This is a genomic window from Bradyrhizobium sp. CCBAU 53340 (assembly GCF_015291645.1).
Classification (GTDB): domain Bacteria; phylum Pseudomonadota; class Alphaproteobacteria; order Rhizobiales; family Xanthobacteraceae; genus Bradyrhizobium.
Window position 1 is genome coordinate 6,787,352 of the sequence record NZ_CP030055.1, and the last position, 21,034, is coordinate 6,808,385.

A 21,034-nucleotide genomic window follows, 5' to 3' on the forward strand; every position below is an offset into this window, starting at 1 on the left:
ATCATGCCCCGAACACGCGACGGATTCACGGATATGGACTGGGACAAGCTGAAGGTGTTTCACGCGGCGGCGGAAGCGGGCAGCTTCACGCATGCGGGCGAGCAGCTCGGCCTGTCGCAATCGGCGGTCTCGCGCCAGGTCTCGGCGCTGGAGCAGGAGCTCTCGGTCTCGCTGTTCCACCGCCACGCCCGCGGCCTGATCCTCACCGAACAGGGCGACCTGTTGTTCCGCACCGCGCATGACGTGTTCATGCAGCTGCAGGCGGCGCGCGCGAAACTGACCGACAGCCGCGAGCGGCCGAGCGGCGATCTCAAGATCACCACCACGCCCGGCGTCGGCATCAACTGGCTGATCCCGCGGCTCGGCGAGTTCACTGCGCTGTATCCGGAAATCCGGATCTCGCTGATCGTCACCGACGAGGAGCTCGACCTGTCGATGCGCGAGGCCGACGTCGCGATCCGCACCCGCAAGCCGACGCAGCCGGATCTCATCCAGCGCAAGCTGTTCGCAATGGGCTTCCACGCCTATTGCTCGCCGGAATACATCAAGCGCTTCGGCACGCCGCGCACGCTGGAGGAGCTCGACTCCCACCGCATCATCACGCTCTCGGACGGCAACTTCGCGCCGCATCTGCAGAACCGCAACTGGCTGGTCGAAGCTGCGCGCAACGGCTCGGGTCCGCGCGAGGCCTATTTCAAGGTCAACAACATCCTCGGCCTCGTCCGCGCCTGTCAGCAGGGCCTCGGTATCGCCGCCCTGCCCGACTATCTGGTCGAGGAGCAGAGCAAGCTCGTGCAGCTGTTCGGCGAGTCGGATTCGATCCAGCTCGACACGTACTTCGTCTATCCCGAGGAGTTGAAGACGGTCGCACGCGTGCAAGTGTTCCGCGACTTCGTGGTGAGCAAGGCGCAGCGCTGGCCGTCCTGATTTCCGCATGTCTGACATGCGACCTCGGCTGTTGCTGCATGGCGCTCGTCAAGCTCATACTGGTTACACGCTGAGCCTTCGCGTTGCGCATTTGTCCCCCTCCTCCAGTGGCGCGGGAGTTCAGTAATCCCTCTTGGAAGGTGATTGTGTCGGCCTCACGTGGCCAATACCTAAGCCGGGCCCTTCGGGTCCGGCTTTTTTTCTGTCCAAACAAGCGTTCGCCTTCCGCGAGTATTGACAGTTCTGGGTATACCCCTCATCATTTCCAAATGATCACGAAGTCGTGCGCAATCATCTCGAAAAAAGGCCCCCATCCGGGGACCTCGGATTTTTGCGCGCGCTAGGCTGACTTCGTCATCGCGAGCCAATCCCGAAAACCCCGCCACCTGGACGGGGTTTTTTCATGTGCCCTCCGTCTCAGGTCCATCTGTGAGAAGGAGACAGGAAACATGACCGATTTGCGAACCCATCTGCATGGACTCTGGCTACCGCTGGTGACGCCGTTCCGCGACGGCCGTCTCGACGAGAATTCGCTGCGGCGGCTGACGCGGCACTACTGCACGCAAGCGATCGACGGCTTCATCCTGGGGGCGACCTCAGGCGAAGGCATGACGCTGCGCGAGGTCGAGCTCGAATGCCTCGTCGCCGTCGTCCGCGACGAGATCGCGGCCAGTCGCCGAACGTTGCCGATCGGTCTCGGCCTCTCCGGCGCGGACACCTCGCGGCTGAAGGACCGGCTCGATGAGAGCGCGGACTGGCCGATCGACTTCTATCTGATCGCGAGCCCGTATTACGTGCGGCCGTCGCAGCGCGGCATCCTTGCGCATTTCGAGGCGCTGGCCGATCACGCCGCCTGGCCACTCGCGCTCTACAACATCCCCTATCGCTGCGCCGTCGGCATCACCAACCAGACCCTGCTGCGGCTCGCCGAGCACCCCAACATCGTGGGCTTGAAGGATTGCGGCGCCAGCCGCGAGCAGTCGATCGCGCTGCTGCGCGACCGGCCGAGGGGCTTTGGCGTGCTCACCGGCGAGGACGCGAATTATTTCGAGGCGCTCAGCGACGGCGCCGATGGCGGCATCCTGCTGTCCGCCCATCTCGAGACCGCAACCTTTGCCGCCGTCCATGCCGAGCTGAAGCGCGGCAGTGCCGCCGCGGCAGAGGCGCGCTGGCAGGAGGTCGCGGAGCTGACGCGGCTCTTGTTCACCGAGCCGAGCCCAGCGCCGGCGAAGTACTGGCTGTGGCGGACAGGCCTGATCGACAGCCCCGAGGTGCGCCTGCCGATGGTCGAGGTGAGCAGCGAGCTCGCCGCCACGCTCGATCGCGAGATCGAGCGGCGGGTGAAGGTCGCAGCGTAGCGCGTTCTCTTGGCTCTCCCCGCAGAAGCGGGGAGAGCATCACCTTGGTTAACCGGGCGCGAACGGCCTTCGCTGTCGCGGCATGGCGCATCCACGACTCGTTTACGCAATGGCGCCTATCGTTTGGCCTCGACGTCTTTCAAAAGGGGGAATGACCATGGGGCAACGCGCTCGCCCGACTGCGGCGGAAACCTTTGCGCCTGCCGATTTCCTGCAGGGAATCCTGCTGGTCTCGTCGTTCGGCTTCTGGGCCGTGATGCTCGGCCTGATGCCGGTGCTGCTATTTCGGGTCTGGCTCGCAGGCTGACGGGATGGTTAAGCCGCGGTCGCAAATGCGCTCAAAATGCGAGCGGAGCTGCAACCCGGAATTTTAAAACATCCTGCGTATCGTTCACCCCATAAGCGAAGAAATCGCGGGGGCGAACTTGACCAATCAGAACGATATGGCGTCGCATTACGGCGCCACGCAGCGCAGCCTTGACGACACCGAGCAGCAGGGCTTTTCCACCGAGGACATCATCTGGGCCGTCGGCATCTGGTCGGTGATCCTGACGCTGTCGCCGGTCATCGTGTTCTACATGCTGATGGTCGCGTAACTTCGTCGACATTTTGAGCACGATCTCCGCGCAAACGCGTTCCGCGTTTGTCGCGAGGGAAAACCGCTTCACACTTTTCCGGATCGTGCTCGCCCCACAAACGCAAAACGCGCGGACTTCCCGCGCGTTTGTCGTCCGGGGAATGATTGAATGAAATTATGCCGCCTGCTTGTGCATTGCGCCGGACGCCGACGCCGTGCCGCGAATAGCCTTCACTGAACGCTCGATCGCCGCCCACAGCCTTGCAATTTCCTGGGCCGCACGGCTCTCGGCCTGATACTCACGCGCGCCTTCGCCGTGGCTGAGTGCCATCAACAAATCCGAACGATTGGTGATCTGACCGCCCCATACCGGAGCGCGGAACTTGGCCAGCGCCTCGCGGGCGATGGTGACGATCGGGCTTTCGGCTTCGTCGCGCTTGGCCGGCGCACCGTTGAGCACGACCGCGTAGGGCTTGCGCGCCGCGCGGCACATCTGAATGGTTTCCTGCACCGCATTGACGTCGAACACGCCGGGACGGGCGGGGATCACTACCATCGTTGCATTCTTGATCGCGTCGTCGACGACGGCCGACAGGTTCGGCGGCGTGTCGATCAACACCCATTCGTAACCGTCGCGCTTGGCAGCGGAGACGATGCCGCTGACCGAGTTCACGGCCGCCTTGATCGGCGGCTCGTTGGTGCCGCGCAGCTTGTGCCACAGCGTCAGCGAGCCCTGTGGATCGGCGTCCACCAGCATCACCTGCTTGCTCGCCTTGATCTGCGCAGCGAGATGTGCAGCCAAGGTACTCTTGCCCGAGCCGCCTTTACGCGATGCAAAAACAATAACGTTCATACCTCTGGCCTCCAGATTGACCCCAGGCCGCGAAAATGAATCAGCGCGCTGATTCGTGAAAGAAAAATTTATCGAAGGTTGCGACGCCGCCACGAAATAACAAGACGTGGCGCATTTGAGTCACACTGCTTCGCGCGACGACCGGGGCGAACTGCCATAAATCAGCGGTTTGCGCAGGCAACCGCGCATTTTTTGCGGCAATCACGCGGGAAACATCCAGCCACAACCTGGCCGCGCAAATCCTCGCAGCGAGCTTTTCCATCGCGCGCGAAGCGCGATCGTTGCAGGCGTGTGAACAAAACGAGTCCGGTAGCTGTCGCGAGGCTGATGCCGCTGCCGGCATTTCGGCGCAAGGGGCATCAAGGAGCTTCAAGCAGGGGACGTGAGCGCCTAGCCGTCGTCGGTCTTTTTCTTCTTGGCTTTCGGCTTGGTCTTCTTCGCCGCGACGGGCCTGATGTTGGTGGGGGCGCCTGCTCGGCCCTCGCCCGGCTCGGGTCCGCGGCGGAAGAACACCGCGCATTGCGGCGACAGCTGCGCCTTCTTCTGGACCATGCAGGCGGTGATGGCATCGACGTTCGGAACGAACTCGCCGCACAGCCGCATCGCATCCGGCGTGCAGGCCTGCTGCTGCTCGGGCGTATAGGCGAGACCAACGCCCGGCTGGACCAGCATGGCGAGCGCCGTTCCGAGGGTTGCAGCAGCCAAAAATGTCCTGAAGCGAGATACCGGCATCGATCCCCCCAAAGTGTCGAACAGGCCAGGAGTGTGGGTGAACGGGCCTGCGTTGGCAACGAGGCCGGAGGCGAAACCCGCGGGCTGTGCGGTCTCGGCAACAGGAGGGAGCCCACCATCTTCTCTGCTGTCGTCACCCGCGAAGGCGGGTGACCCAGTATTCCAGAGGCGCCCGACGTCCCCCGAGAAGCCGCGGCGTACTGGATCCCCCGCTTTCGCGGGGGATGACGGCGGTGGGTGCGGCGGCCCCTCGGCCGAAACCGCGAAAACAACCCCATGCACAGTAGCGAGGGCCTTGCGCCGCCTTGCGAAGTCGCCGATTTTGCGGATTTTACGAATTTCCTTTGACTTGTCGGGCAAAACACCGGCATGATGGCATGATCGAGACGCGCGTGGGGTGGTCGGCCGAAATCCCCGTGAGGGGGAGGACCGCATGGCCACAATGTTGATCGTTGCACCGGTATTTGCGCTGATCGCGGCCGGCTATGCGGCGGTGCTGTTTCGCTTCGTCTCCGAGGGCGCGCACAAGGGCATCTCCGAATTCGCCTTCAGCATCGCGATCCCCGCGCTGCTATTCCGCACCATCGTCGTCTCGGAATTTCCCGATGTCAGTCCGTGGCGGATGTGGGGCGCCTATTACGGCGCGCTCGCCCTCACCTGGATCGCGGCGCTGCTGATCTCGGCACTGATCCGCGAACGGCGCGAGGACCGCGAGGACGGCGTCGTGTTCGCGATCGGTTCGGTCTACGGCAACATCGTGATGCTCGGTATTCCGCTGGTGCTCTCCGCGCTCGGCAACGAGGCGGCCGGCCCGATGTCTCTGATCCTGTCGGTGAACACGCCGCTGCTCTGGCTCTGCGGCATCCTGCAGATGGAGCTGGTTAGCCGCAAGCGGACCGGCTCGGTGCTCTCGGTGCTCCGGCCCATCCTCGCCGATCTTGCGAAAAATCCGCTGATGCTGGGCATCGGCTTCGGTGTCGTCTGGCGCTTCACCGGCCTCGGCCTCACGCCCGTCGTCGACAAGACGATCGAGCTGCTCGCGCAGGCGGGATCGCCGGCCGCGCTGATCGCGCTCGGCATCAATTTGTTTCGCTTCGAGGTGAAGGGCGAGATGACAAGCGTCGCCGCGATGAGCGCGTTGAAACTGCTGGCGATGCCGGCAATCGCCTTCGCGCTAGCCAAGCTGTTGAACCTGCCGCCTGTGGTAACCGGCGTCGTCGTGCTGTTCGCGGCGATGCCAACAGGCGCGAATGCCTATATCTTCGCAGTTCAATATCAGCGCCTGGTGAACCCGGTCTCGGGCGCAGTGGCGCTGTGCACGCTGCTGGCGGCACTGACGTTGCCGGTGGTGGTGATGGTGGTGGCGGGAGTGAGGTAGTTCGGCCCACCCCAATCCGAACAAGAAGAAGCCCCGGCGCAGGCCGAGGCTTCCCGATAGTGACGGCGCGGCCCGTTCGCCGATCCCAGGGCTACTGAAACTTGTAGCTGAACCTCACGCGCGCGACGTCGGTCGTGAGCTGGCTTCGGATGACGCAACCGGAAGCGGGTCTGTCCGTGCAAGCCGCGCTGCCGTTGGCGAGGCGAAGCGGCGCATCGCGATCCCCATACATCGTATGCAGGAATTCGCCGCCGACAATCCAGTTCGAGTCGAGCGCATATTCGACGCCGATGCCGATTACGCCACCCCAGACAACGCCGCTGGCATTGGCCGTTGTCCCCGTCGGCTGTCCAAAGGTTGGGCTTGAGAGGACATTGTTGATCTCCGTCCCGGTCTGCCTGAGATCGGCCCAGGCTGCACCAGCCGTCGCATAGGCCAGGACGTTGTCGATGACGAGGCCGGCGCGTGCGCGGATCGTGCCGCTGGTCTCCGCCTTGAGACCGACCTGCAGGGCCCTGAAGTCGTCACCGCCAATCAGCGATTCCTTGAAGCCGCTGTTGCCGTTGATGTCAGCTTCGACGCCAACGAGGCCGTGACCGAACTGATAGTTGTAACCGATTTGCGCGCCGCCGGTGACGAAACCCCGCGTGGGGGTCGCCGACGAGCAAAAGAAGCAGGGGTCGTCGAAATGCGACGAAGCCATGCCGCCGCCGACATTGCCGCCGACGTAGAAGCCGGTCCAGCTATACACGGTCGCCGCAGGCGTCGCCTTGAACCTCATGGCGCCGATGTCGGCCGCGGAGCTCGCGGCCGTGGCGGCCAGCAACAGAGCGACCGCAGCCGCGAAAGTGTGTCTCATAGTCAATCTCCCAATGGACGTGTCTGGCGCTGCTCGCCATCACCCGGACTTGAATCTGTCGTCCGAGGCGCTGACAGAAAGCCGCGAAATCGCGCCGCGCGCGTCCTTCGAACGCGGTAGATCGGTTGCAATCTTCGGTGGCGTTGCAGAATTGACACGCCGGCGCTGATCCAGCTCGCGCCGGTCATTCTTTCGGAGGATGCGGCCCCGATCGTCGCAATTGCGATGACGGCGTGGCCGTCACTCGATAGCCATCTTGATCTGGTTCGACTTGAGCCTGGATACAGGTCGACATGGTGAGCTCAGGTGATCACCCCGGGCAGATACGCCGTTTGGTTCAAGACGCCGGTCGGTGAAGGCGCCGGCGTGGTCGAGTTCGGTCCTGACGGAACACTCGCCGGCGGCGACGATACGTTTGCCTATGCGGGAAGTTGGACGCAGCAGGGCGAGCACTTCAAGGCCACTCTTTCCGCCCGGCGCGTAGCACCGGGGCCGCCCGGCGTCTTCGGATTGGATGAGATCGACATCGTCGTGTCGGGGCGGTCGGTCGACGACTCATCCACGTTGTGCACGGGATTTGCGAAGCAAGCGCCCGGCTTGAGGCTGGAGGTGGAGTTGGTGCGGATTGTTGGCGATGACTGACAATCAGCGCTGGCTTGCGCGGCGGAGGTTTAGTGCACTGGACTGCGCCCCTGAAGTGAGACACGGTAATTGCAGCGACAGTAGCGCGTAGATGGGTTGAGCCCCTGCGAAACCCATCTTTGTATTAGCGCGATCGCCTACGAGCTGCCGAACGGGCTACTGAACGTGCTGGCCCGCGCGCCAGGCCATCTCCCAAAAGTCCGCCTCGAGTCGGGTGGCTTCCTTGAAGATCGCAATCAGCTCGGCCTCGCGGGCCGGCGTGGCGTAGAGATCGGCGAGATGGTCCAGATGCGCCCGCGCTCTGGCTGCGACCTCCTGGTACGGCACGCCGGCGTACTCGGCGATCCAGACGCGATAGGCGTTCGTCGCAACGTCCGCATGAGGTCGCGAGGCGAGCCGCGTTGCGATCTCCGCGTACCCGATCACGCAAGGCGCAAGCGCCACCTTGAGCGCCAGCAGATCGCCTCGCATGCCCGCATCGAGCACGTAGCGTGTATAGGCCAGCATCTCGGCCGCCGGAGGGGCCCGCTCAAGGTCGGTCGGGGACAGGCCCCAATCTGCACATAGCTTCACATGCAGGTTCATCTCGACATCGAGGATGGCCGAAAGGCCGGCCGCGGCTTCACGCATGTCGGCAAGCATGGGCGACTTGTAGACCGCGAGCGCGTAGGCGCGGGCAAACTCGATGAGGAACAAATAGTCCTGAACGAGATAGTGACGAAACGCCGCTTCGGGGAGCGAGCCGTCTGCCAACCCGTTCGTGAAGGGATGTTCGGTGTAGGCCCGCCACTCAACGGATGCTTCTGTCTTGAGACGCTCGAAGAAACTCACGATGTTTTCCGCCTGGTTTGCTTGTCCATGAACGTCCTTGGCTCGCTACCGATATCGCATTGCGAACCAGGGAGCTACGGTGCCGCGCACAAAACTAGAGAGGCATCGCGGATAGGACACTCCCCGCGTCGGGAGTTTGGTGCGTCACCGTAGTCCCGTAATCCCTGTGCACGCTGCTGGCGGCGGTGGCGTTGCCGGTGGTGGTGATGGTGGTGGGGGGGGGTGGTAGGGCTCGCAAGGTCCGCCGGACGGCCCCAGGGCGAGCTCGCGAAGAGGACGCGTTTGGCCCGCGATGGCAACGCCATCCTTATTTTCGATCCGTCGGCTTTGTGGTCTTCTAGCGCCCGGGCGGCGCTGGTAGAGCATTGAGCACAGCGTCCGCTTGATTGCCTTTTTCATACTGATCAAATTGGAGAAGAGTTATGAAATACATGATCGAGTATACGATCCGTCATGGCCTCGGACATGAGCAGAATTTCGGGACGGCAGAGGGACTGCTGACCGCGTTCGGCAAGTGGAAGCCTGAAGACGGACTGACGGTGCACGCATTTCTTTCGAACCTGGTGGGCGACAAAGGTTACGTGTTTGTCGAGGCGAATGATCCAAAAGTGGTCGTCTCGTTCGTTTCGAAGTTCACCTTCTGGAACGATGTGGACGTTCATCCTGTGGTCGACGTCGGCGACGTGATCCCGGTGACGTCAGCTTCGCTGGCGTGGGCGCGGAGCGCATCAAAAGCCTGAAGGCTGAACCCGATAGTTGCGCAGCCAGGGCCGACGGTCCCCTCACGGGCACAACCGTCGGCCCGGTGCGCGCCAGTGCGCCGGCGATGATTGAACCGAAGGAGACCGATCTTGCGCCTGCCATGGCCGCTTCTGTTGGGATATGCCGTCGTCACCAATTGGTTCGTGACCATACCGCTGGCGCTCGCGTTGGCATTTTCGGCCTGGTATGGCTCGCCCTGGATCGGCGGACTGCGCTTTGTATTGATTGCTTGCGCTGCCCTTCTAACATTGCCGTTTCCAGCGGCGGGCGCCCTCCATCTTTACCAGAGCTACGACGCAACCAAATACTGGCGCACTCTCGAGACCGGCGAGACCATCGCTGATTTGCCTTTGCCGGCCGGCAGCAAAATCCAGTTCGCCGACAAGGCGCATTCCATCGTCGTCTTGATCGAGCTGCCGCAGGTGACCGAGATTCTCGGCATGCGGCTCACGGGAACTCTCAAGCCGTGGAAGAGAGAAGGCAATGACGTCACGCATTGGGGAGGCGATCTCCACGGCTATCAGATCATCGACGGATTGCCATGCAAGGGTGGACCCTACGCGAACGACCGCTTCGGCGGCGTTCTGTTCGATAAGGCCGGTACAATCCACCGCTTCACGCTCGGTGCGCCGCACGAGCTGCTCGGGCTGAAGCTGCCAGACCAGACGACGATCCGGCGCGGCAACGACATGGAACCCTGGAGCTTTCTTCTCTCGGCGCGCGAAGCCTACATCCCGATGCTGGACACGACGGCCCCAGTCGGAGTCACGCTGGATGTCGCGGATGACGGCCGGCTGGTGCGCATCAGCTCGGGACACGGCCAGACCATCGTCCTTCGCGGTGTGCCCTTGAACAGCGGGAGCTTCGAGGTGCGGGGAGGCACCGTCATCTCACAGCTCGCCGAACCATTCGCCCTCGCTGGAGACATGCGACCGGCCGGCACTTGGTTGCGGATAGATTTGGATACGGGAGAGATGTCGGTCATAAGCGAGTGATGAGATCTCCCGGGGTTCGGGGTGCACGGCTAAACAACGGGACCGGTACCGCAGATACGGTGGCGGGCACGACAGGGAATTTTGTGCACCGTCACCGCAATCGCGGCCGCCACGCGGCCATTTGCTACTGCGCCAGTTTTGTGCTGCCAGTATCATTCTGGATGTTTAAGGTTGGTTTAGAAAGCGGTCATGGAACAAGAGCCGAAACTCATCGATTGCCTCTTCAAATCGACCAAAACCCTCCTGGCGCATTAAGGCGGCAAAGCTAACGCTCTTCTCAGTGCCAACGATGGCTGACCAGTAGTATTGGATCATCCCGGCTGCATCTCGCTCTTCCAAACGCATGATAGTGTACCGTATGCCCTGCTTTAATTTTGCAGAGGCGGTTGGAGAAGTTAGTATGGGATCGAATATCCGCTCGTGAAGGAACGACATGATCTGGCGCTCTTTCGCTCCAAGCAACTTCATTCAAAATCTCCGTCGACTGGCGAGCTGTGACTACGGTGATGGTGTACTCAATTGAGCAGTCTTCACGTCGTGAGTTTCGTGCACAAAACTGACCGGCGCTACGGATAGCGCGCTCCTGCGATCGAGAGCTTTGTGCGCTGTTGCCGCAATATCAAATGCCCAATTTGTGGAAGAAGACCTTGTTCCGCATTTCGGCATCACGCTGCACCTTGGTCCAGCTTAAGACCTCAATATAAAGCTTGATATTGCCGTACCAACGAAAGTAGCCGAGGCCATCCGGCATCACAGTGAAATCCTTTTCCCGCTCCAGCCAGTTCTTCACCTTTTGCGGAAAGTCGCACACCACGTACCCATAGAACGGTGTGTTAGGGCTGACGAGGATATCGCGCCCGTAAGGCGTCTTGTACTTTCCGTCCCTTATGTCGTTCACGTAGCGGACGATCTGCTCGATCGGGTCTTCGTCGGATGAAGGATTGACGAAGTCGTGACGCTGAGGCTTTTTGAACTCGAAGATCGTAATCGGATTCGAGGCCTCGTTGTCTCCGCGAAAGGCAACTCGTTTGCCGAAGATCGACAAATCCGTTCGGTCGCCGTTCCTTCGTCCATAGGCTTATCGGACGCGACGTATTCGGTGAAATTAAGCCGCTCGTCGAGTATCCAAAGATTGTGCTGGTCGTAGTCGATCTGATCCGTATCTTTCTTGCGCGGCATCACGATGTCATGCACGTCGCCTTCGGACTTGTATTTTCCGTCATCGCCGATTCGCAGCGACTTATCGAAGAGTTCGAGAACGCATTTACGCAGCGACACGTAGTGAATAAGGTCGTTCTTGCTCGTCTGAGATATTTTTCCAACTACTTCCGTTACCCGATCTTTCAGGTCTTCAGTTTCCTCGCTCTGGAGTATCTGTTTCACCTCTGCGCGGACGCGCGTTTCCAACTGGAATTTCGCAGCCTGAAGGTGGAGTTCGATCTCCTGTGGAGTAGGCTTCATGGATAATGACGAGAAGTCGGTTTCGCGGCTCAAGCCTCGGTGCCACGGCGCTTCATCGTTTATGTAATCTCTGATGCGCGCCTGTTTGCGCTCTCTTCGCGCCGAGATTTCATGACCGACTGCCTGCTGAGCAATCGTTGCCGCTTGCGCCTCGATTTGAGACTGCGAAATTCCAAAGACCAGGTCATTGTCCTTGCCAAAGCTGAAAGCTCCGCGCTCGAGCGAGACATTTCGATCGAGATAATCACCGAAGACGTATGCTTTTATGATGTAGTTCCGATCTTTGGCGTCCTCTACTTCATTCGTCTTGTCGTAGAACTCATCGGCAAACTCCGGAATGTACGTCTGCATCGTCACGTCGGTGACCTCTCTCCGATGGGCCACCAAGCTGACCTTACTCTTGTTCGCGCGGGGAGCGTAGAACTTGAACACGCGCACGGTGAATACTTCGTCCTTGTCTTTATCGAGAGACTTGAGACGCAGTTCGTTGTTCTGCACGGACAGTTCGACGATCTGTCTATTGGCTTGACCGAGATAGTCGTTGAGTAGGATAGGGTCCCCGCCCAGATCATCGCGCATGACGATTTGGGGGCATTCCGAATTTGGATCGATGAAGTAAGGAAGCAGCTTCTCAACCAGGACTCTCGCGATGACATCGAGTCCCTTGTCTGGAAACTTGACCGCTTGCGCACCAGAGATGGTGACCGTTGATCCGGTCGCGGCAACTCCCGCGTCTGTCACTTTCTCATCGATTATTATGTCGTTGCCATGCCCCATCGCGAAAGAGCGCTTCTTCCGCATTAGCCCATCCTCGAACACGCTCTCGACGGTGAGCCGATGGAAGTATTTGAGGCATGTGAATCGCCCGAAACCCTTCCCCCCATCGCCGGCTTTGAGGGCCGTATACAAGGTGTCGAAGGAGTTTCGGTGTTCTTCGTTAAACCCGATGCCATCGTCCCGAACGATAAAGCCATCCACCGGGGCGATTTTGTCGATCATGTCGGCTTGATCGTGCCGAAGGATTCTAACCTCGATCAACCCGCCCTTTGGCTTTACCGCTCGAATGGCTTGGATCGCATTCACGATAAGTTCGATAACAGGGGTGTAAACGGTCGTGCCCGAACGAATGTTCTCAACCGCTCGCCTGATGTTAATGCTGCTCAACTCGTTCCCCCTCTGCCGCTCAAGCTCGTAGGATAGGTTGAGCCGTCGCGAAACCATCTAATCTGGTTCTTCGTGGCGTCACATCAGGACAAACGCCACGCATCAAGTGACGCAATCGCGGAAGTACTAGCCACGCGTCTTTATCGAAATGACTCGATCGTAGCGGAAAGTCTTTCCAAATATATCGAGATAGCGGATCTCGATTTTGATTCCGTCCAGTGCTTCGCTCCAATCCTGCAGCGCCTGGGCGGTCTTTCCCTCTGCAACAGCGAGCATCAGCTTGTCGCCAGGGCGCACGAAATACTGATCTTGCACAAAGTCGATGAAGCCGCGAATTTTGTAGTTCGGTGAATAAGTCAATAGAGCACCTAGCGACGTCTCTGACGAGCCGCTCCCTCGGCATATCGAGATTTTCTTGATGATCGCAACACCAGCTCCAGTAGTTTGAGAGTGAAACACTCATGTCGTCCGCAGCAAGGTGCACGCCTGTACTCAAATATGGCCTGACGCTTTCTCTGGCGCGACGATCCCCACGGAGCGATAGAATCGCGGAAAAAATCGAGACAGTCAGTGCGATCGCGGAAGTAGGTGCAGAAACCGCTGAAGTAAGCTCGGATATGGGAAGAGCTGAAAAAAATTCAGAAATACTCATCGGCGCCATCTCTCAATTTAGTCTTGCGAGACACACTCCTGATATTGTTGAGCTAACGCAATCTTGAATGTCAATGACAATTCCTGGCTCGTTCAGAGCGAGATTACGCTAGCAAACGTGGGCCCTCGCTCATGCTGCAATATCCGCTCGTACTGCACATGCCAGTCGATCGGTATTGCTATGCGATGCGTTCGGCGGCGCCGTTGCCATTCTGGGGAGATCTTCGGCGAACAGGATCTTCGCTCTCGGACGCTTTGAAGCCACCGGAATAGCGAAGGCCGTTCAGTCGCTGGTAGCGGAAGCGCTCAGGAAAACCGCTGGTACAGTTGGGTGGGCTCGAACCACCGACCTCCTGTTCCACAGACAGGCGCTCTAACCAACTGAGCTACAACTGCATCCTTGCGAGCCGCCCTTTGGGCGCCCTTGACGGGCCGATAACCGAGGGGGCTGGACGGGGCGGAAACTAGGTGCAACGGGCGTTTTTGGCAAGGCCGCAAAACCCGTTATTTGCCTCTCTTGAGGGCGATAAATCCCTCAGATTCGAGGGCGGCCGGTGGTCCACCTCTCCCCGACGGGGAGAGGTCGGATTGCGGAGCAATCCGGGTGAGGGGCCGCAGCCCCAAGTGAGACCTGAACCCCTCACCCGGATCGCGCCGGCCGATGCTGCGCATCGCCGGGGCGATCCGACCTCTCCCTTCGGGAGAGGTAAAAAAGAAAAAACCCGGGCCTTGGGGCCCGGGTTTCTTGATTGATCGATCCGCCGTTTTGGATCAGGCGGCGGGCTTGTAGAACTTCGAGGCGCTGGCCTTGATCGGCTCGGCGGTCTCGGCAGCGACGCGCTGGGTCAGCTCGACGAGCTCCTTGGCCTGGGCCTGGAGGGTCTCGAGCTGGGAGCGGGCATGGCCGGTCCAGAGCTGGAAGGCGTCGTTCGGCGACTTGGTGCCAAGCAGCTCCTGGGTGAAGTCCAGATGGGCCGTGGTGTTGGCCTTCATGAACTCCATCAGCTTGGCGGCATACTCGTTCGCGCCCTTGGAGGCCGAAGCGAACACGGCCTCGACGGTGCCGTTGTGGGTTTCGGCGGCGTCCTTGAACTTGGCGTAGTTCTCGCGGGCCTGCGACACGCCCTTTTCGGCGAACGCACGCACCTGCTCGGGGACCTCGAACGGGATGATCGAGGCAGAAAACGGATCAGTCGCACCTGTCATTGATGTCCCTCACGCTAATGAAATGAAAAGTGGGCCTTCTGGCGCGCCCGCCGGCCAACCGGGGCCATTTCTTGTTACGAGGTGGCGGGTACGAAGACTGGACACGCAGAACCAACAAGATGGCTCGTCCAGCGCCAGTACTGTGGCTCACTAACATGTCAACATTGTGCAACGCAATGTGATCACGGGGTGCGTTGCGATAATTTAATCCGGAGCGCGAGGTTCCCCGGGTGGGGAACCGGGGGTTGAGGCGCCGAGGCGGCGGAGGCTTACCCCCTGGAGGGGTCCGGGACGAGCGTCGCTCGCCCGTGGTCGATCGCGCGAAGCGCGAGCGGGGTGGGGTGATCTCTCCACGCGGGCAGCGCCTGAAGGGGAGAGACCGTCACCCCACCTCGGTTCGCATGTCATGCGAACCGATCCTCCCCCTCCAGGGGAGGATGGGGTACCGCAGCCGGGGCGACAGAGCCCTAATGCTTCGCCCTGGTCGCATCCATGGCGGCGCGGCTGACGGCTTGGCTCATTTCGCTGGCCTGGTCGGCCAGGATGCGCATCTGGGCCTGGACGTAGTCGCCGTGCAGCCGCATCACCTCGGTGAGATCCCTGGCGTGAACCAGCGACTGGGCGTAGTCGAGCGAGGCCTGCACATTGCTCTCGGCGAAGGCGATCGCGCGGGCCCCGATGTCCTTGGCGCCGGCGCGCATGCCGGCGCCGCGTTGCTCCATCGAGCCGGCGGCGGCCTCGGCATTGGCGAGCAGTTTCTCGAACGCGTCGCGGGCCTGCCTGAAGCTCGATTCCGCCATGTTGCGCATCTCCGGCGGAAGCTCGAAACGATCGTGGTCTTGGCGTTGGGCCTGGTCGGTCATGGCTTGGCTGCTCCTGTGCTGTTTTTCTGGTTTTGCCGGCCGCCTCGGCCGGTCCGCCCCGCCCGGCCCAATACTAGCTTGCGATGGTATTGCCGGTATGACGCCCGCCCGCTGGCGGATTCCTGCGGATGCAACGACCGCGCGGCTTGCGGGTTCGGCCACATTAAGGTTATCGCGGCTTAGGCTGCCCCTTAAGGGTCGGGGGCCGTGGACCTGCCCGCGCCCGCGGGCGATACTAACTCTTTCTTAAGGCTGTCATTCCCGGCAGCCTCGAACGTGTGCCTTTGGACGTGAACCAGACAAGCGGGACTTAAAGCCGGTCGGATGACGAGTTCGGATTTCCAGTTGCGAGGCGTCGGCGATCCCAGGCTGTCCGTGCATGCCACCTCGTCCCTGCCGGCGTGGCTCTGGTCGCTCGACGGCAGCCGCGTGCTGTGGGCCAATGCGATCGGCGCAAGGTTCTTCGGCGCGGACAACGCGGCGGCGCTGGCAGACAAGACATTCGGACCCGCCGATCCGCATCGCCGCCAGGTCGCGCAGCTCGGCCGGCAGCTGTCCGCAAACGGCGCTATCAGGCTCGAGCGGCTACGCGGCTTCGGCGCCCGGCTCGGCACACTGATGACCTGCGCCTGCGCGCGGCTGGTGTTTGCGGATGGCGGCGAAGGCGTGCTGGTCACGGCGATGGAGAGTTGCGCGCGCACCATGCCGCTGGTCGAGCGGCTGCATCGGCTGGTCGACGGCGTCACCACGCCGATGGCGGCGTTCGCACCGGACGGAATGTTCGCCGGCGCCAGCGAGGCCGCGCGCCCCCTGCTCGGCTTTCGCGATCTCGGCGAGGCCGGCCTCGAACAGGCGCGCAGCGAGGCGCTGAGACAAGGCCGCGTCGAGCTGCCGATCGGCATCGGCAAGATGGTGCTGCAACGGGTCGGCGTCGGCAGCGATGTCGGTCTGGTCGCGCTGATCGAGCCTGCAGTGGCGGAAGCTGTGCCTGCGGCGAACGAGCCCGCGCCGCAGGACCAATCTTCCGCGAACGAGCCTGTCGCGGGAATCGACCTGTTCGATGCCTTTGCCGAGCTCGACGAGACGCCAGCCGAGACGAGCACGCCGGAACCGGCTGTGAGCGAAGCCGCAACCGAGATCGTCGCGATCCAGGACGCTGTGACGGACGTGGCTGAGCCGCCTGCCCCGGAGACGATCGCGGATGCGGCGGACGCCGCGCCGGAAACACCTGTCGAAAACCCGCCTGCGGCCATCGTGCCGCCGCAAGCCGCGCCGATCACCGCAGCCATGGTCGAGCCGCCGTCCGGACACACGGAACAGCCGCGCCAGCATCCGCTACGCTTCCTCTGGCAGATGGATGCGGAAGGCCGCTTTGTGCTCGGCTCGGACGAGTTCATCCGCCTGATGGGCGCGCACACCGCGGCCGGCTTCGGCCGGCCCTGGCGCGAGATCGCCGACGAGTTTGCGCTCGACCCTGATGGCCGCGTCGCGCAGGCGCTCGCCAGCCACGACACCTGGGCCGGCATCACCGTGAACTGGCCGGCCGATGGCGGCGAGCATCTGCCGGTCGAGCTCGCCGGTCTTCCTGTTTACGACGGGATGCGCAATTTCGTCGGCTTCAAGGGCTTTGGCGTCTGCCGCGATCTCGACGGCCTCAACCGGCTCGATGCGCTGCGCCGCTATGAGCTGTTCGCCGAGCCGCACACGCAGAGCCTGTCGGCCGACGTGGTCGAGCCTGATCCCGAAGCGGAGGCCAAGGCTGAGATAGAGACGGAGGCAGAGGCTGCGCCTCCGCCGATCGAGCCGCCGCCGGAGCCTGAACCGCCCACTGCAACCGAACCCGAACCGCCCGCACTCTTCATCGAAGCGAATTCACACCCAACCGATCCGGAAACGCCAGTGGAAACGCCCCCGAATGTCGTGCCGTTCCGCGCACCCGGCGATCCCCGCTCACAGGGCGATCAGCGGGCGCCGACGCTGACGCCGGTCGAGAACAGCGCGTTCAACGAGCTCGCGCGGCAATTGTCCGAGCGGCTCGAACGCGAGCGCGAGCAGATCGCCTCCGTTGCGGCCGAGCCGCCCGCGGACGAGATCGCATCCGAACCGCAGATGCCGCCGGCGCCCTTGATTTCGGAGCCCCTGATCTCGGAGCTCGCAGCACCGCCCCCCGCGGCCGAATGGCTGGCCGAGCCGGCGCCGCCGGCGCGCGGCGACAGCGCGCGCGACCGCACGCTGCTCGACCTGCTGCCTTCGGGCATCCTGATCTACCGGCTCGACCGCCTGCTCTATGCCAACCCCGCCTTCCTCGCGCGCATGGGCTATGCCGACCTCGCCGCGCTGGAAGATGCCGGTGGCCTCGACGCGCTCTATGTCGAGCCGGGCGTCTCCGCCGCCTCGAGCATGTCGCAATCCGGCACGCCGGTGACGATCAGCGCCGCCATCGCCAATGGCGAGCAGCCCTTAGCGACGACGGAAGCGCATCTGCACACGATCGACTGGAACGGCGAGAGCGCGCATGCGCTGATCTGCGCGCTGCCGCATGCGGTGCCCGTCGTCGTTGCGCCCGTGGTCGCGCCGCCTGAAGCCGCCGAGACCGAAGTCGACGAGCCGATCGTCTTCGCGCCCGAGCCGGAAGCCGGCGATGCCGACGCGGAAGATCTCGCCGCCATCCTCGACACCACGGCCGAGGGCATCCTGATGTTCGATGCCGAGGGCAACATCCACGCCTGCAACCGCAGCGCGGAGGCGCTGTTCGGCTATGACGGCGAGGCGCTGATGCAGCAGAATCTGCTGACGCTGTTCGCGCCGGAGAGCCAGCAGATCGTCGTCGACTATCTCGACAGCCTGAAGAGCCAGGACATCGCGAGCCTGCTCGATCACGGCCGCGAGGTGCTGGGCCGCGAGAAGAAGGGCGGCGTGCTTCCGCTCGCCATGATCATGGGCCGCACGCGGCCTGACGGCCCGAACTTCTTCGCCGTGTTCCGCGATCTGTCGCGCGCAAAGAGGGGCGAGAGCGAGCTGACGCAGGCGCGACGCCTGGTCGACGGCGCAGCGAACGCCAAGGCCGACATGCTGGCGCGGATCAGCCACGAGATCCGCACGCCGCTCAATGCCATCATCGGCTTTGCCGAAGTGATGATCTCCGAGCGATTTGGTTCGCTGGGCAACGAGCGCTATGGCGAATACATGAAGGACATCCGCGCCTCCGGCGAGCGCGTCATCACCATCATCGACGATCTGCTCGAGCTGTCGCGGATCGAGACCGGCAAGCTCGACCTGAATTTCGCCAACCTCAACCTCAACGACCTGGTGGAAGCCTGCGTCACCGTGATGCAGCCGCAGGCCAATCGCGAGCGCATCATCATCCGCACCTCGCTCGGGCATGCGCTGCCGCAGGTGACGGCGGATGTGCGCGCGCTGCGCCAGGTCACCATGAATTTGATCTCGAACTCGATCCGGCTTGCGGGCGCCGGCGGCCAGGTCATCGTCTCGACCGCGCTGTCCGATCGCAGCGAGATATGCTTGCGCATCCGCGACACCGGCCACGGCCTCAGCGAAAAGGAAGTCGCCGCCGCGATGGAGCCGTTCCGCACGCCGCCGCCCGGCGATGCCTCCGACGGTTCGGCCCTGAGCCTGTCGTTGACCAAGGCGCTGGTCGAAGCCAACCGCGCCCAGTTCAACATCAAGAGCGCAGGCCATTCGGGGACGCTGATCGAAGTGACCTTCGCGCCGATCGCGGCGCGCGCCTAAGCCGCGCGCACGCTATCGAGGAACTTGCCGACCTCGAACTTGAGGCGATCGCTGTCGCCCGACAGGGATCGGGCCGCGGACAGCACCTGGGTCGAGGCCGAGCCGGTCTCGACCGCGCCCTGCCTGACATTGCTGATGTTGGCGCTGACCTGCGTGGTGCCTGCCGCCGCACTCTGGACGTTGCGCGATATCTCGCTGGTCGCCGCGCCCTGCTGTTCGACGGCGGCCGCGATGGTGGACGAGATCTCGGACAGACGCTCGATGGTGCCGCCGATGGTCCTGATCGCACCGACCGACTCGTTGGTCGCGCCCTGGATGCTCGCGATCTGCTGACCGATTTCGCCGGTCGCCTTCGCGGTCTGCTCGGCCAGCGCCTTCACCTCGGAGGCGACGACCGCAAAGCCGCGGCCGGCTTCGCCGGCGCGCGCCGCCTCGATGGTGGCGTTGAGCGCCAGAAGGTTGGTCTGGCCTGCGATCGCGTTGATGAGCTCGATCACGTCGCCGATCCGCGCGGCGGCCTTCGACAATTCGCCGACGCGATCATTGGTGTGTCCGGCCTGACTGACGGCCTCGCCGGCGATGCGCGCCGAAGCCTGCACCTGGCGGCTGATCTCGGTGACGGAGGCGGTCAGCTCTTCCGCGGCTGATGCCACCGATTGCACGTTGGTCGCAGCTTCTTCCGAAGCGGCTTCGACCAGCGTGGCAAGCTCGGTCGAGCGCCCCGCAGTCGACGTCAGCGACGTCGCCGACGCCTCGAGCTCGGTCGCAGCCGACGACACCGTCTCGACGATCTCGCCGATCGCGCCCTCGAAATCGTCGGCCATCCTGATCATGTCGGCGCGGCGGCGTTCGGCGGCGAGCTTGTCCTGCCGGATCTTCTCGTCCGCCTCCGCGCGCGCCTTCTGCTCGGCATTGATCTTGAACGTCTCGACGGCTAACGCGATCTCGCCGATCTCGTCGGGACGCCCGAGGCCGGGCAGCACGATGGCGAAATTCCCCCTGGCGAGCTCGATCATCGCCGCTCGCATCGCAGCAAGCGGCTTCGAGACCGAGCGTCCGATGAAGACGCCGAGGCCGAGCACGCCCGCAGCGATCAGCGCGATCGCAACGGCAATCCAGAACTGGATGGCGTCGCGCTCGGCCTCGTTCCGCCGGTCAGCGTCGGCGCGGATGGTATCGACCGATTTGGAGACCTCTTCGATGACGGGCTCGACCGTTGCGAACGCTTCCGACATCGCCTTCAAATCCGTCGCGAGCCTCAAGGCGGTGTCCATCCAGGCGGAGAAGTCGCGTTGATAGTCGGAAAGCTTCTGCCGCAGCTCGGCCTTGGCCGTATCGGGAATGGTGTCCGCGTCGATGCCGGCCAGGAATTCCGCGGCGCGCTTCTTCATCTCGCCGCCATATTTGGCGTCACGACGCAGCATGAAGTCCTTCTCGTGCCGGCGCATCATCAGCATGATCACCTTGAGCGGGGCATTATGCAGCTGGTCGACCTTGCTCTCGATCTCGTGGACGGAGCCGCGCAGGCGGCCTTCGAGGCCCGAATTCTCGTCAAGCCCGAGACCCTGCTTCTCCTCGACCATAGCCGCGAAATGCGCCTGATAGGTCTTCAGCGACGCATTCATGGCGTCGATCTTCTGCGCCAGCTCGGGCTTGCCGAGCGCCGCGATCCTGCCGCGCAGTGTCTCAATGTCCAGCGCGACCTGCCGCGAGATCTCGACCTGGCGCTGTGCGCGAGCGGGGTCGTTGCGCAGCAGGAAATCCTTCTCGGCGCGGCGCGCCTCCAGCAGCTCGACCGCGACCCTGCTGTTCAGCTCGAAGATCGTGCGCGCGTTCTCGGCGGCCTCGCGCGACAGGCCCATCGCGCGCTCGCCATAGAGATGAATGCCGCCGATCAGGACGACGCCGATGACGCCGATGATGCCGATCGCAGTGATCTTGTGGGTAAGGCGAAGAGAGAGATTCCGCATCTTGATCGCAAAGCCTGAGGTGATGAATGCACTTGATGAAGCGCTAACGCGAGAA

At 62.6% G+C, this 21,034-nt stretch carries 22 protein-coding genes and 1 tRNA gene; 10 read left to right on the forward strand and 13 right to left on the reverse strand.

Going from position 1 to position 21,034, the window contains the following annotated elements; translation table 11 throughout:
• The first annotated feature begins 3 nt into the window (after nucleotides 1–3).
• The 4 genes from XH89_RS32080 to XH89_RS32095 all read left to right on the forward strand — a co-directional run bounded on the left by XH89_RS32080 (nucleotide 4) and on the right by XH89_RS32095 (nucleotide 2,881).
• Nucleotides 4–927 carry a LysR family transcriptional regulator gene (locus XH89_RS32080; RefSeq protein ID WP_026312114.1) on the forward strand — a complete coding sequence of 308 codons (924 nt, stop codon included), beginning with the start codon at nucleotides 4–6 and terminating at the stop codon, nucleotides 925–927.
• 449 nt (nucleotides 928–1,376) lie between these two features.
• A complete protein-coding gene (locus tag XH89_RS32085; RefSeq protein WP_194464308.1) occupies nucleotides 1,377–2,285 on the forward strand; it encodes a 4-hydroxy-tetrahydrodipicolinate synthase in 909 nt (302 codons plus the stop codon).
• A gap of 157 nt (nucleotides 2,286–2,442) precedes the next feature.
• Nucleotides 2,443–2,592 carry a hypothetical protein gene (locus tag XH89_RS32090; protein WP_194464309.1) on the forward strand — a complete coding sequence of 50 codons (150 nt, stop codon included), beginning with the start codon at nucleotides 2,443–2,445 and terminating at the stop codon, nucleotides 2,590–2,592.
• A gap of 118 nt (nucleotides 2,593–2,710) precedes the next feature.
• Complete coding sequence (locus XH89_RS32095; protein ID WP_194468745.1) at nucleotides 2,711–2,881, forward strand: hypothetical protein; 171 nt, start codon at nucleotides 2,711–2,713, stop codon at nucleotides 2,879–2,881.
• Nucleotides 2,882–3,037: 156 nt separating this feature from the next.
• Here the strand turns inward: XH89_RS32095 and XH89_RS32100 are convergent, their stop codons facing one another.
• The 3 genes from XH89_RS32100 to XH89_RS32110 form a co-directional block, all read right to left on the reverse strand.
• A complete protein-coding gene (locus tag XH89_RS32100; protein WP_025032179.1) occupies nucleotides 3,038–3,715 on the reverse strand; it encodes a ParA family protein in 678 nt (225 codons plus the stop codon).
• Between the two features lie 40 nt (nucleotides 3,716–3,755).
• A complete protein-coding gene (locus XH89_RS32105; protein WP_194464310.1) occupies nucleotides 3,756–3,977 on the reverse strand; it encodes a hypothetical protein in 222 nt (73 codons plus the stop codon).
• Nucleotides 3,978–4,105: 128 nt separating this feature from the next.
• Entirely contained in the window at nucleotides 4,106–4,447 is a 342-nt protein-coding gene (locus XH89_RS32110; protein WP_194464311.1) for a hypothetical protein, read from the reverse strand.
• A gap of 433 nt (nucleotides 4,448–4,880) precedes the next feature.
• Between XH89_RS32110 and XH89_RS32115 the strand changes: the two genes are divergently transcribed.
• The gene (locus XH89_RS32115; RefSeq protein WP_194464312.1) at nucleotides 4,881–5,825 is read left to right on the forward strand and encodes an AEC family transporter; all 945 of its coding nucleotides are present in this window, start codon (nucleotides 4,881–4,883) and stop codon (nucleotides 5,823–5,825) included.
• Between the two features lie 91 nt (nucleotides 5,826–5,916).
• On the opposite strand, the gene XH89_RS32120 is transcribed toward XH89_RS32115, so the two are convergent.
• Nucleotides 5,917–6,684 (reverse strand): outer membrane protein, encoded by a 768-nt coding sequence (locus XH89_RS32120; protein WP_194464313.1) that lies wholly within the window; start codon nucleotides 6,682–6,684, stop codon nucleotides 5,917–5,919.
• A gap of 306 nt (nucleotides 6,685–6,990) precedes the next feature.
• On the opposite strand from XH89_RS32120, the gene XH89_RS32125 reads away from it, so the two are divergent.
• Complete coding sequence (locus tag XH89_RS32125) at nucleotides 6,991–7,326, forward strand: hypothetical protein (protein ID WP_194464314.1); 336 nt, start codon at nucleotides 6,991–6,993, stop codon at nucleotides 7,324–7,326.
• 156 nt (nucleotides 7,327–7,482) lie between these two features.
• Here XH89_RS32125 and tenA read toward each other — a convergent pair whose 3' ends face one another.
• Entirely contained in the window at nucleotides 7,483–8,157 is a 675-nt protein-coding gene (gene tenA / locus XH89_RS32130; protein WP_194464315.1) for a thiaminase II, read from the reverse strand.
• A gap of 422 nt (nucleotides 8,158–8,579) precedes the next feature.
• Here tenA and XH89_RS32135 point away from each other — a divergent pair, with 422 nt between their 5' ends.
• Entirely contained in the window at nucleotides 8,580–8,897 is a 318-nt protein-coding gene (locus XH89_RS32135; RefSeq protein ID WP_194464316.1) for a DUF3303 domain-containing protein, read from the forward strand.
• A 111-nt stretch (nucleotides 8,898–9,008) separates the two neighbouring features.
• Entirely contained in the window at nucleotides 9,009–9,914 is a 906-nt protein-coding gene (locus XH89_RS32140; RefSeq protein WP_194464317.1) for a hypothetical protein, read from the forward strand.
• Between the two features lie 165 nt (nucleotides 9,915–10,079).
• On the opposite strand, the gene XH89_RS32145 is transcribed toward XH89_RS32140, so the two are convergent.
• The 4 genes from XH89_RS32145 to XH89_RS32155 form a co-directional block, all read right to left on the reverse strand.
• Nucleotides 10,080–10,382 carry a hypothetical protein gene (locus tag XH89_RS32145; RefSeq protein WP_194464318.1) on the reverse strand — a complete coding sequence of 101 codons (303 nt, stop codon included), beginning with the start codon at nucleotides 10,380–10,382 and terminating at the stop codon, nucleotides 10,080–10,082.
• A gap of 151 nt (nucleotides 10,383–10,533) precedes the next feature.
• Nucleotides 10,534–10,812, reverse strand: a complete 279-nt coding sequence (locus tag XH89_RS41450; RefSeq protein WP_246767678.1) for a hypothetical protein — start codon at nucleotides 10,810–10,812, stop codon at nucleotides 10,534–10,536.
• Nucleotides 10,809–12,539, reverse strand: a complete 1,731-nt coding sequence (locus XH89_RS32150; protein ID WP_246767679.1) for an ATP-binding protein — start codon at nucleotides 12,537–12,539, stop codon at nucleotides 10,809–10,811. The genes XH89_RS41450 and XH89_RS32150 overlap by 4 nt, the downstream gene beginning before the upstream one ends.
• 126 nt (nucleotides 12,540–12,665) lie before the next feature.
• The gene (locus XH89_RS32155; RefSeq protein WP_194464319.1) at nucleotides 12,666–12,998 is read right to left on the reverse strand and encodes a hypothetical protein; all 333 of its coding nucleotides are present in this window, start codon (nucleotides 12,996–12,998) and stop codon (nucleotides 12,666–12,668) included.
• A 2-nt stretch (nucleotides 12,999–13,000) separates the two neighbouring features.
• On the opposite strand from XH89_RS32155, the gene XH89_RS32160 reads away from it, so the two are divergent.
• Nucleotides 13,001–13,258, forward strand: coding sequence for a hypothetical protein (locus XH89_RS32160; protein ID WP_194464320.1), 258 nt, complete (start codon nucleotides 13,001–13,003; stop codon nucleotides 13,256–13,258).
• A gap of 251 nt (nucleotides 13,259–13,509) precedes the next feature.
• On the opposite strand, the gene XH89_RS32165 is transcribed toward XH89_RS32160, so the two are convergent.
• The 3 genes from XH89_RS32165 to XH89_RS32175 all read right to left on the reverse strand — a co-directional run bounded on the left by XH89_RS32165 (nucleotide 13,510) and on the right by XH89_RS32175 (nucleotide 15,259).
• Nucleotides 13,510–13,586, reverse strand: a tRNA-His gene (locus XH89_RS32165).
• Nucleotides 13,587–13,961: 375 nt separating this feature from the next.
• The gene (locus tag XH89_RS32170) at nucleotides 13,962–14,396 is read right to left on the reverse strand and encodes a phasin (RefSeq protein WP_194464321.1); all 435 of its coding nucleotides are present in this window, start codon (nucleotides 14,394–14,396) and stop codon (nucleotides 13,962–13,964) included.
• A 467-nt stretch (nucleotides 14,397–14,863) separates the two neighbouring features.
• The gene (locus XH89_RS32175) at nucleotides 14,864–15,259 is read right to left on the reverse strand and encodes a phasin family protein (RefSeq protein WP_194464322.1); all 396 of its coding nucleotides are present in this window, start codon (nucleotides 15,257–15,259) and stop codon (nucleotides 14,864–14,866) included.
• A gap of 324 nt (nucleotides 15,260–15,583) precedes the next feature.
• On the opposite strand from XH89_RS32175, the gene XH89_RS32180 reads away from it, so the two are divergent.
• The gene (locus tag XH89_RS32180; RefSeq protein ID WP_194464323.1) at nucleotides 15,584–19,009 is read left to right on the forward strand and encodes a PAS domain S-box protein; all 3,426 of its coding nucleotides are present in this window, start codon (nucleotides 15,584–15,586) and stop codon (nucleotides 19,007–19,009) included.
• Here XH89_RS32180 and XH89_RS32185 read toward each other — a convergent pair.
• Nucleotides 19,006–20,979, reverse strand: a complete 1,974-nt coding sequence (locus XH89_RS32185; RefSeq protein ID WP_194464324.1) for a methyl-accepting chemotaxis protein — start codon at nucleotides 20,977–20,979, stop codon at nucleotides 19,006–19,008. The genes XH89_RS32180 and XH89_RS32185 overlap by 4 nt on opposite strands.
• Nucleotides 20,980–21,034: the final 55 nt, after the last annotated feature.

What these genes read in the sequence shown, in the direction of transcription:
- XH89_RS32080 (WP_026312114.1), top strand. Translation starts at nt 4, where the DNA reads ATGCCCCGAACACGCGACGGATTCACGGATATGGACTGGGACAAGCTG.
- XH89_RS32085 (WP_194464308.1), top strand. Translation starts at nt 1,377, where the DNA reads ATGACCGATTTGCGAACCCATCTGCATGGACTCTGGCTACCGCTGGTG.
- XH89_RS32090 (WP_194464309.1), top strand. Translation starts at nt 2,443, where the DNA reads ATGGGGCAACGCGCTCGCCCGACTGCGGCGGAAACCTTTGCGCCTGCC.
- XH89_RS32100 (WP_025032179.1), bottom strand. Translation starts at nt 3,715, where the DNA reads ATGAACGTTATTGTTTTTGCATCGCGTAAAGGCGGCTCGGGCAAGAGT.
- XH89_RS32105 (WP_194464310.1), bottom strand. Translation starts at nt 3,977, where the DNA reads ATGGAAAAGCTCGCTGCGAGGATTTGCGCGGCCAGGTTGTGGCTGGAT.
- XH89_RS32110 (WP_194464311.1), bottom strand. Translation starts at nt 4,447, where the DNA reads ATGCCGGTATCTCGCTTCAGGACATTTTTGGCTGCTGCAACCCTCGGA.
- XH89_RS32115 (WP_194464312.1), top strand. Translation starts at nt 4,881, where the DNA reads ATGGCCACAATGTTGATCGTTGCACCGGTATTTGCGCTGATCGCGGCC.
- XH89_RS32120 (WP_194464313.1), bottom strand. Translation starts at nt 6,684, where the DNA reads ATGAGACACACTTTCGCGGCTGCGGTCGCTCTGTTGCTGGCCGCCACG.
- XH89_RS32135 (WP_194464316.1), top strand. Translation starts at nt 8,580, where the DNA reads ATGAAATACATGATCGAGTATACGATCCGTCATGGCCTCGGACATGAG.
- XH89_RS32145 (WP_194464318.1), bottom strand. Translation starts at nt 10,382, where the DNA reads ATGAAGTTGCTTGGAGCGAAAGAGCGCCAGATCATGTCGTTCCTTCAC.
- XH89_RS32160 (WP_194464320.1), top strand. Translation starts at nt 13,001, where the DNA reads ATGTCGTCCGCAGCAAGGTGCACGCCTGTACTCAAATATGGCCTGACG.
- XH89_RS32170 (WP_194464321.1), bottom strand. Translation starts at nt 14,396, where the DNA reads ATGACAGGTGCGACTGATCCGTTTTCTGCCTCGATCATCCCGTTCGAG.
- XH89_RS32175 (WP_194464322.1), bottom strand. Translation starts at nt 15,259, where the DNA reads ATGACCGACCAGGCCCAACGCCAAGACCACGATCGTTTCGAGCTTCCG.
- XH89_RS32180 (WP_194464323.1), top strand. Translation starts at nt 15,584, where the DNA reads ATGACGAGTTCGGATTTCCAGTTGCGAGGCGTCGGCGATCCCAGGCTG.
- XH89_RS32185 (WP_194464324.1), bottom strand. Translation starts at nt 20,979, where the DNA reads ATGCGGAATCTCTCTCTTCGCCTTACCCACAAGATCACTGCGATCGGC.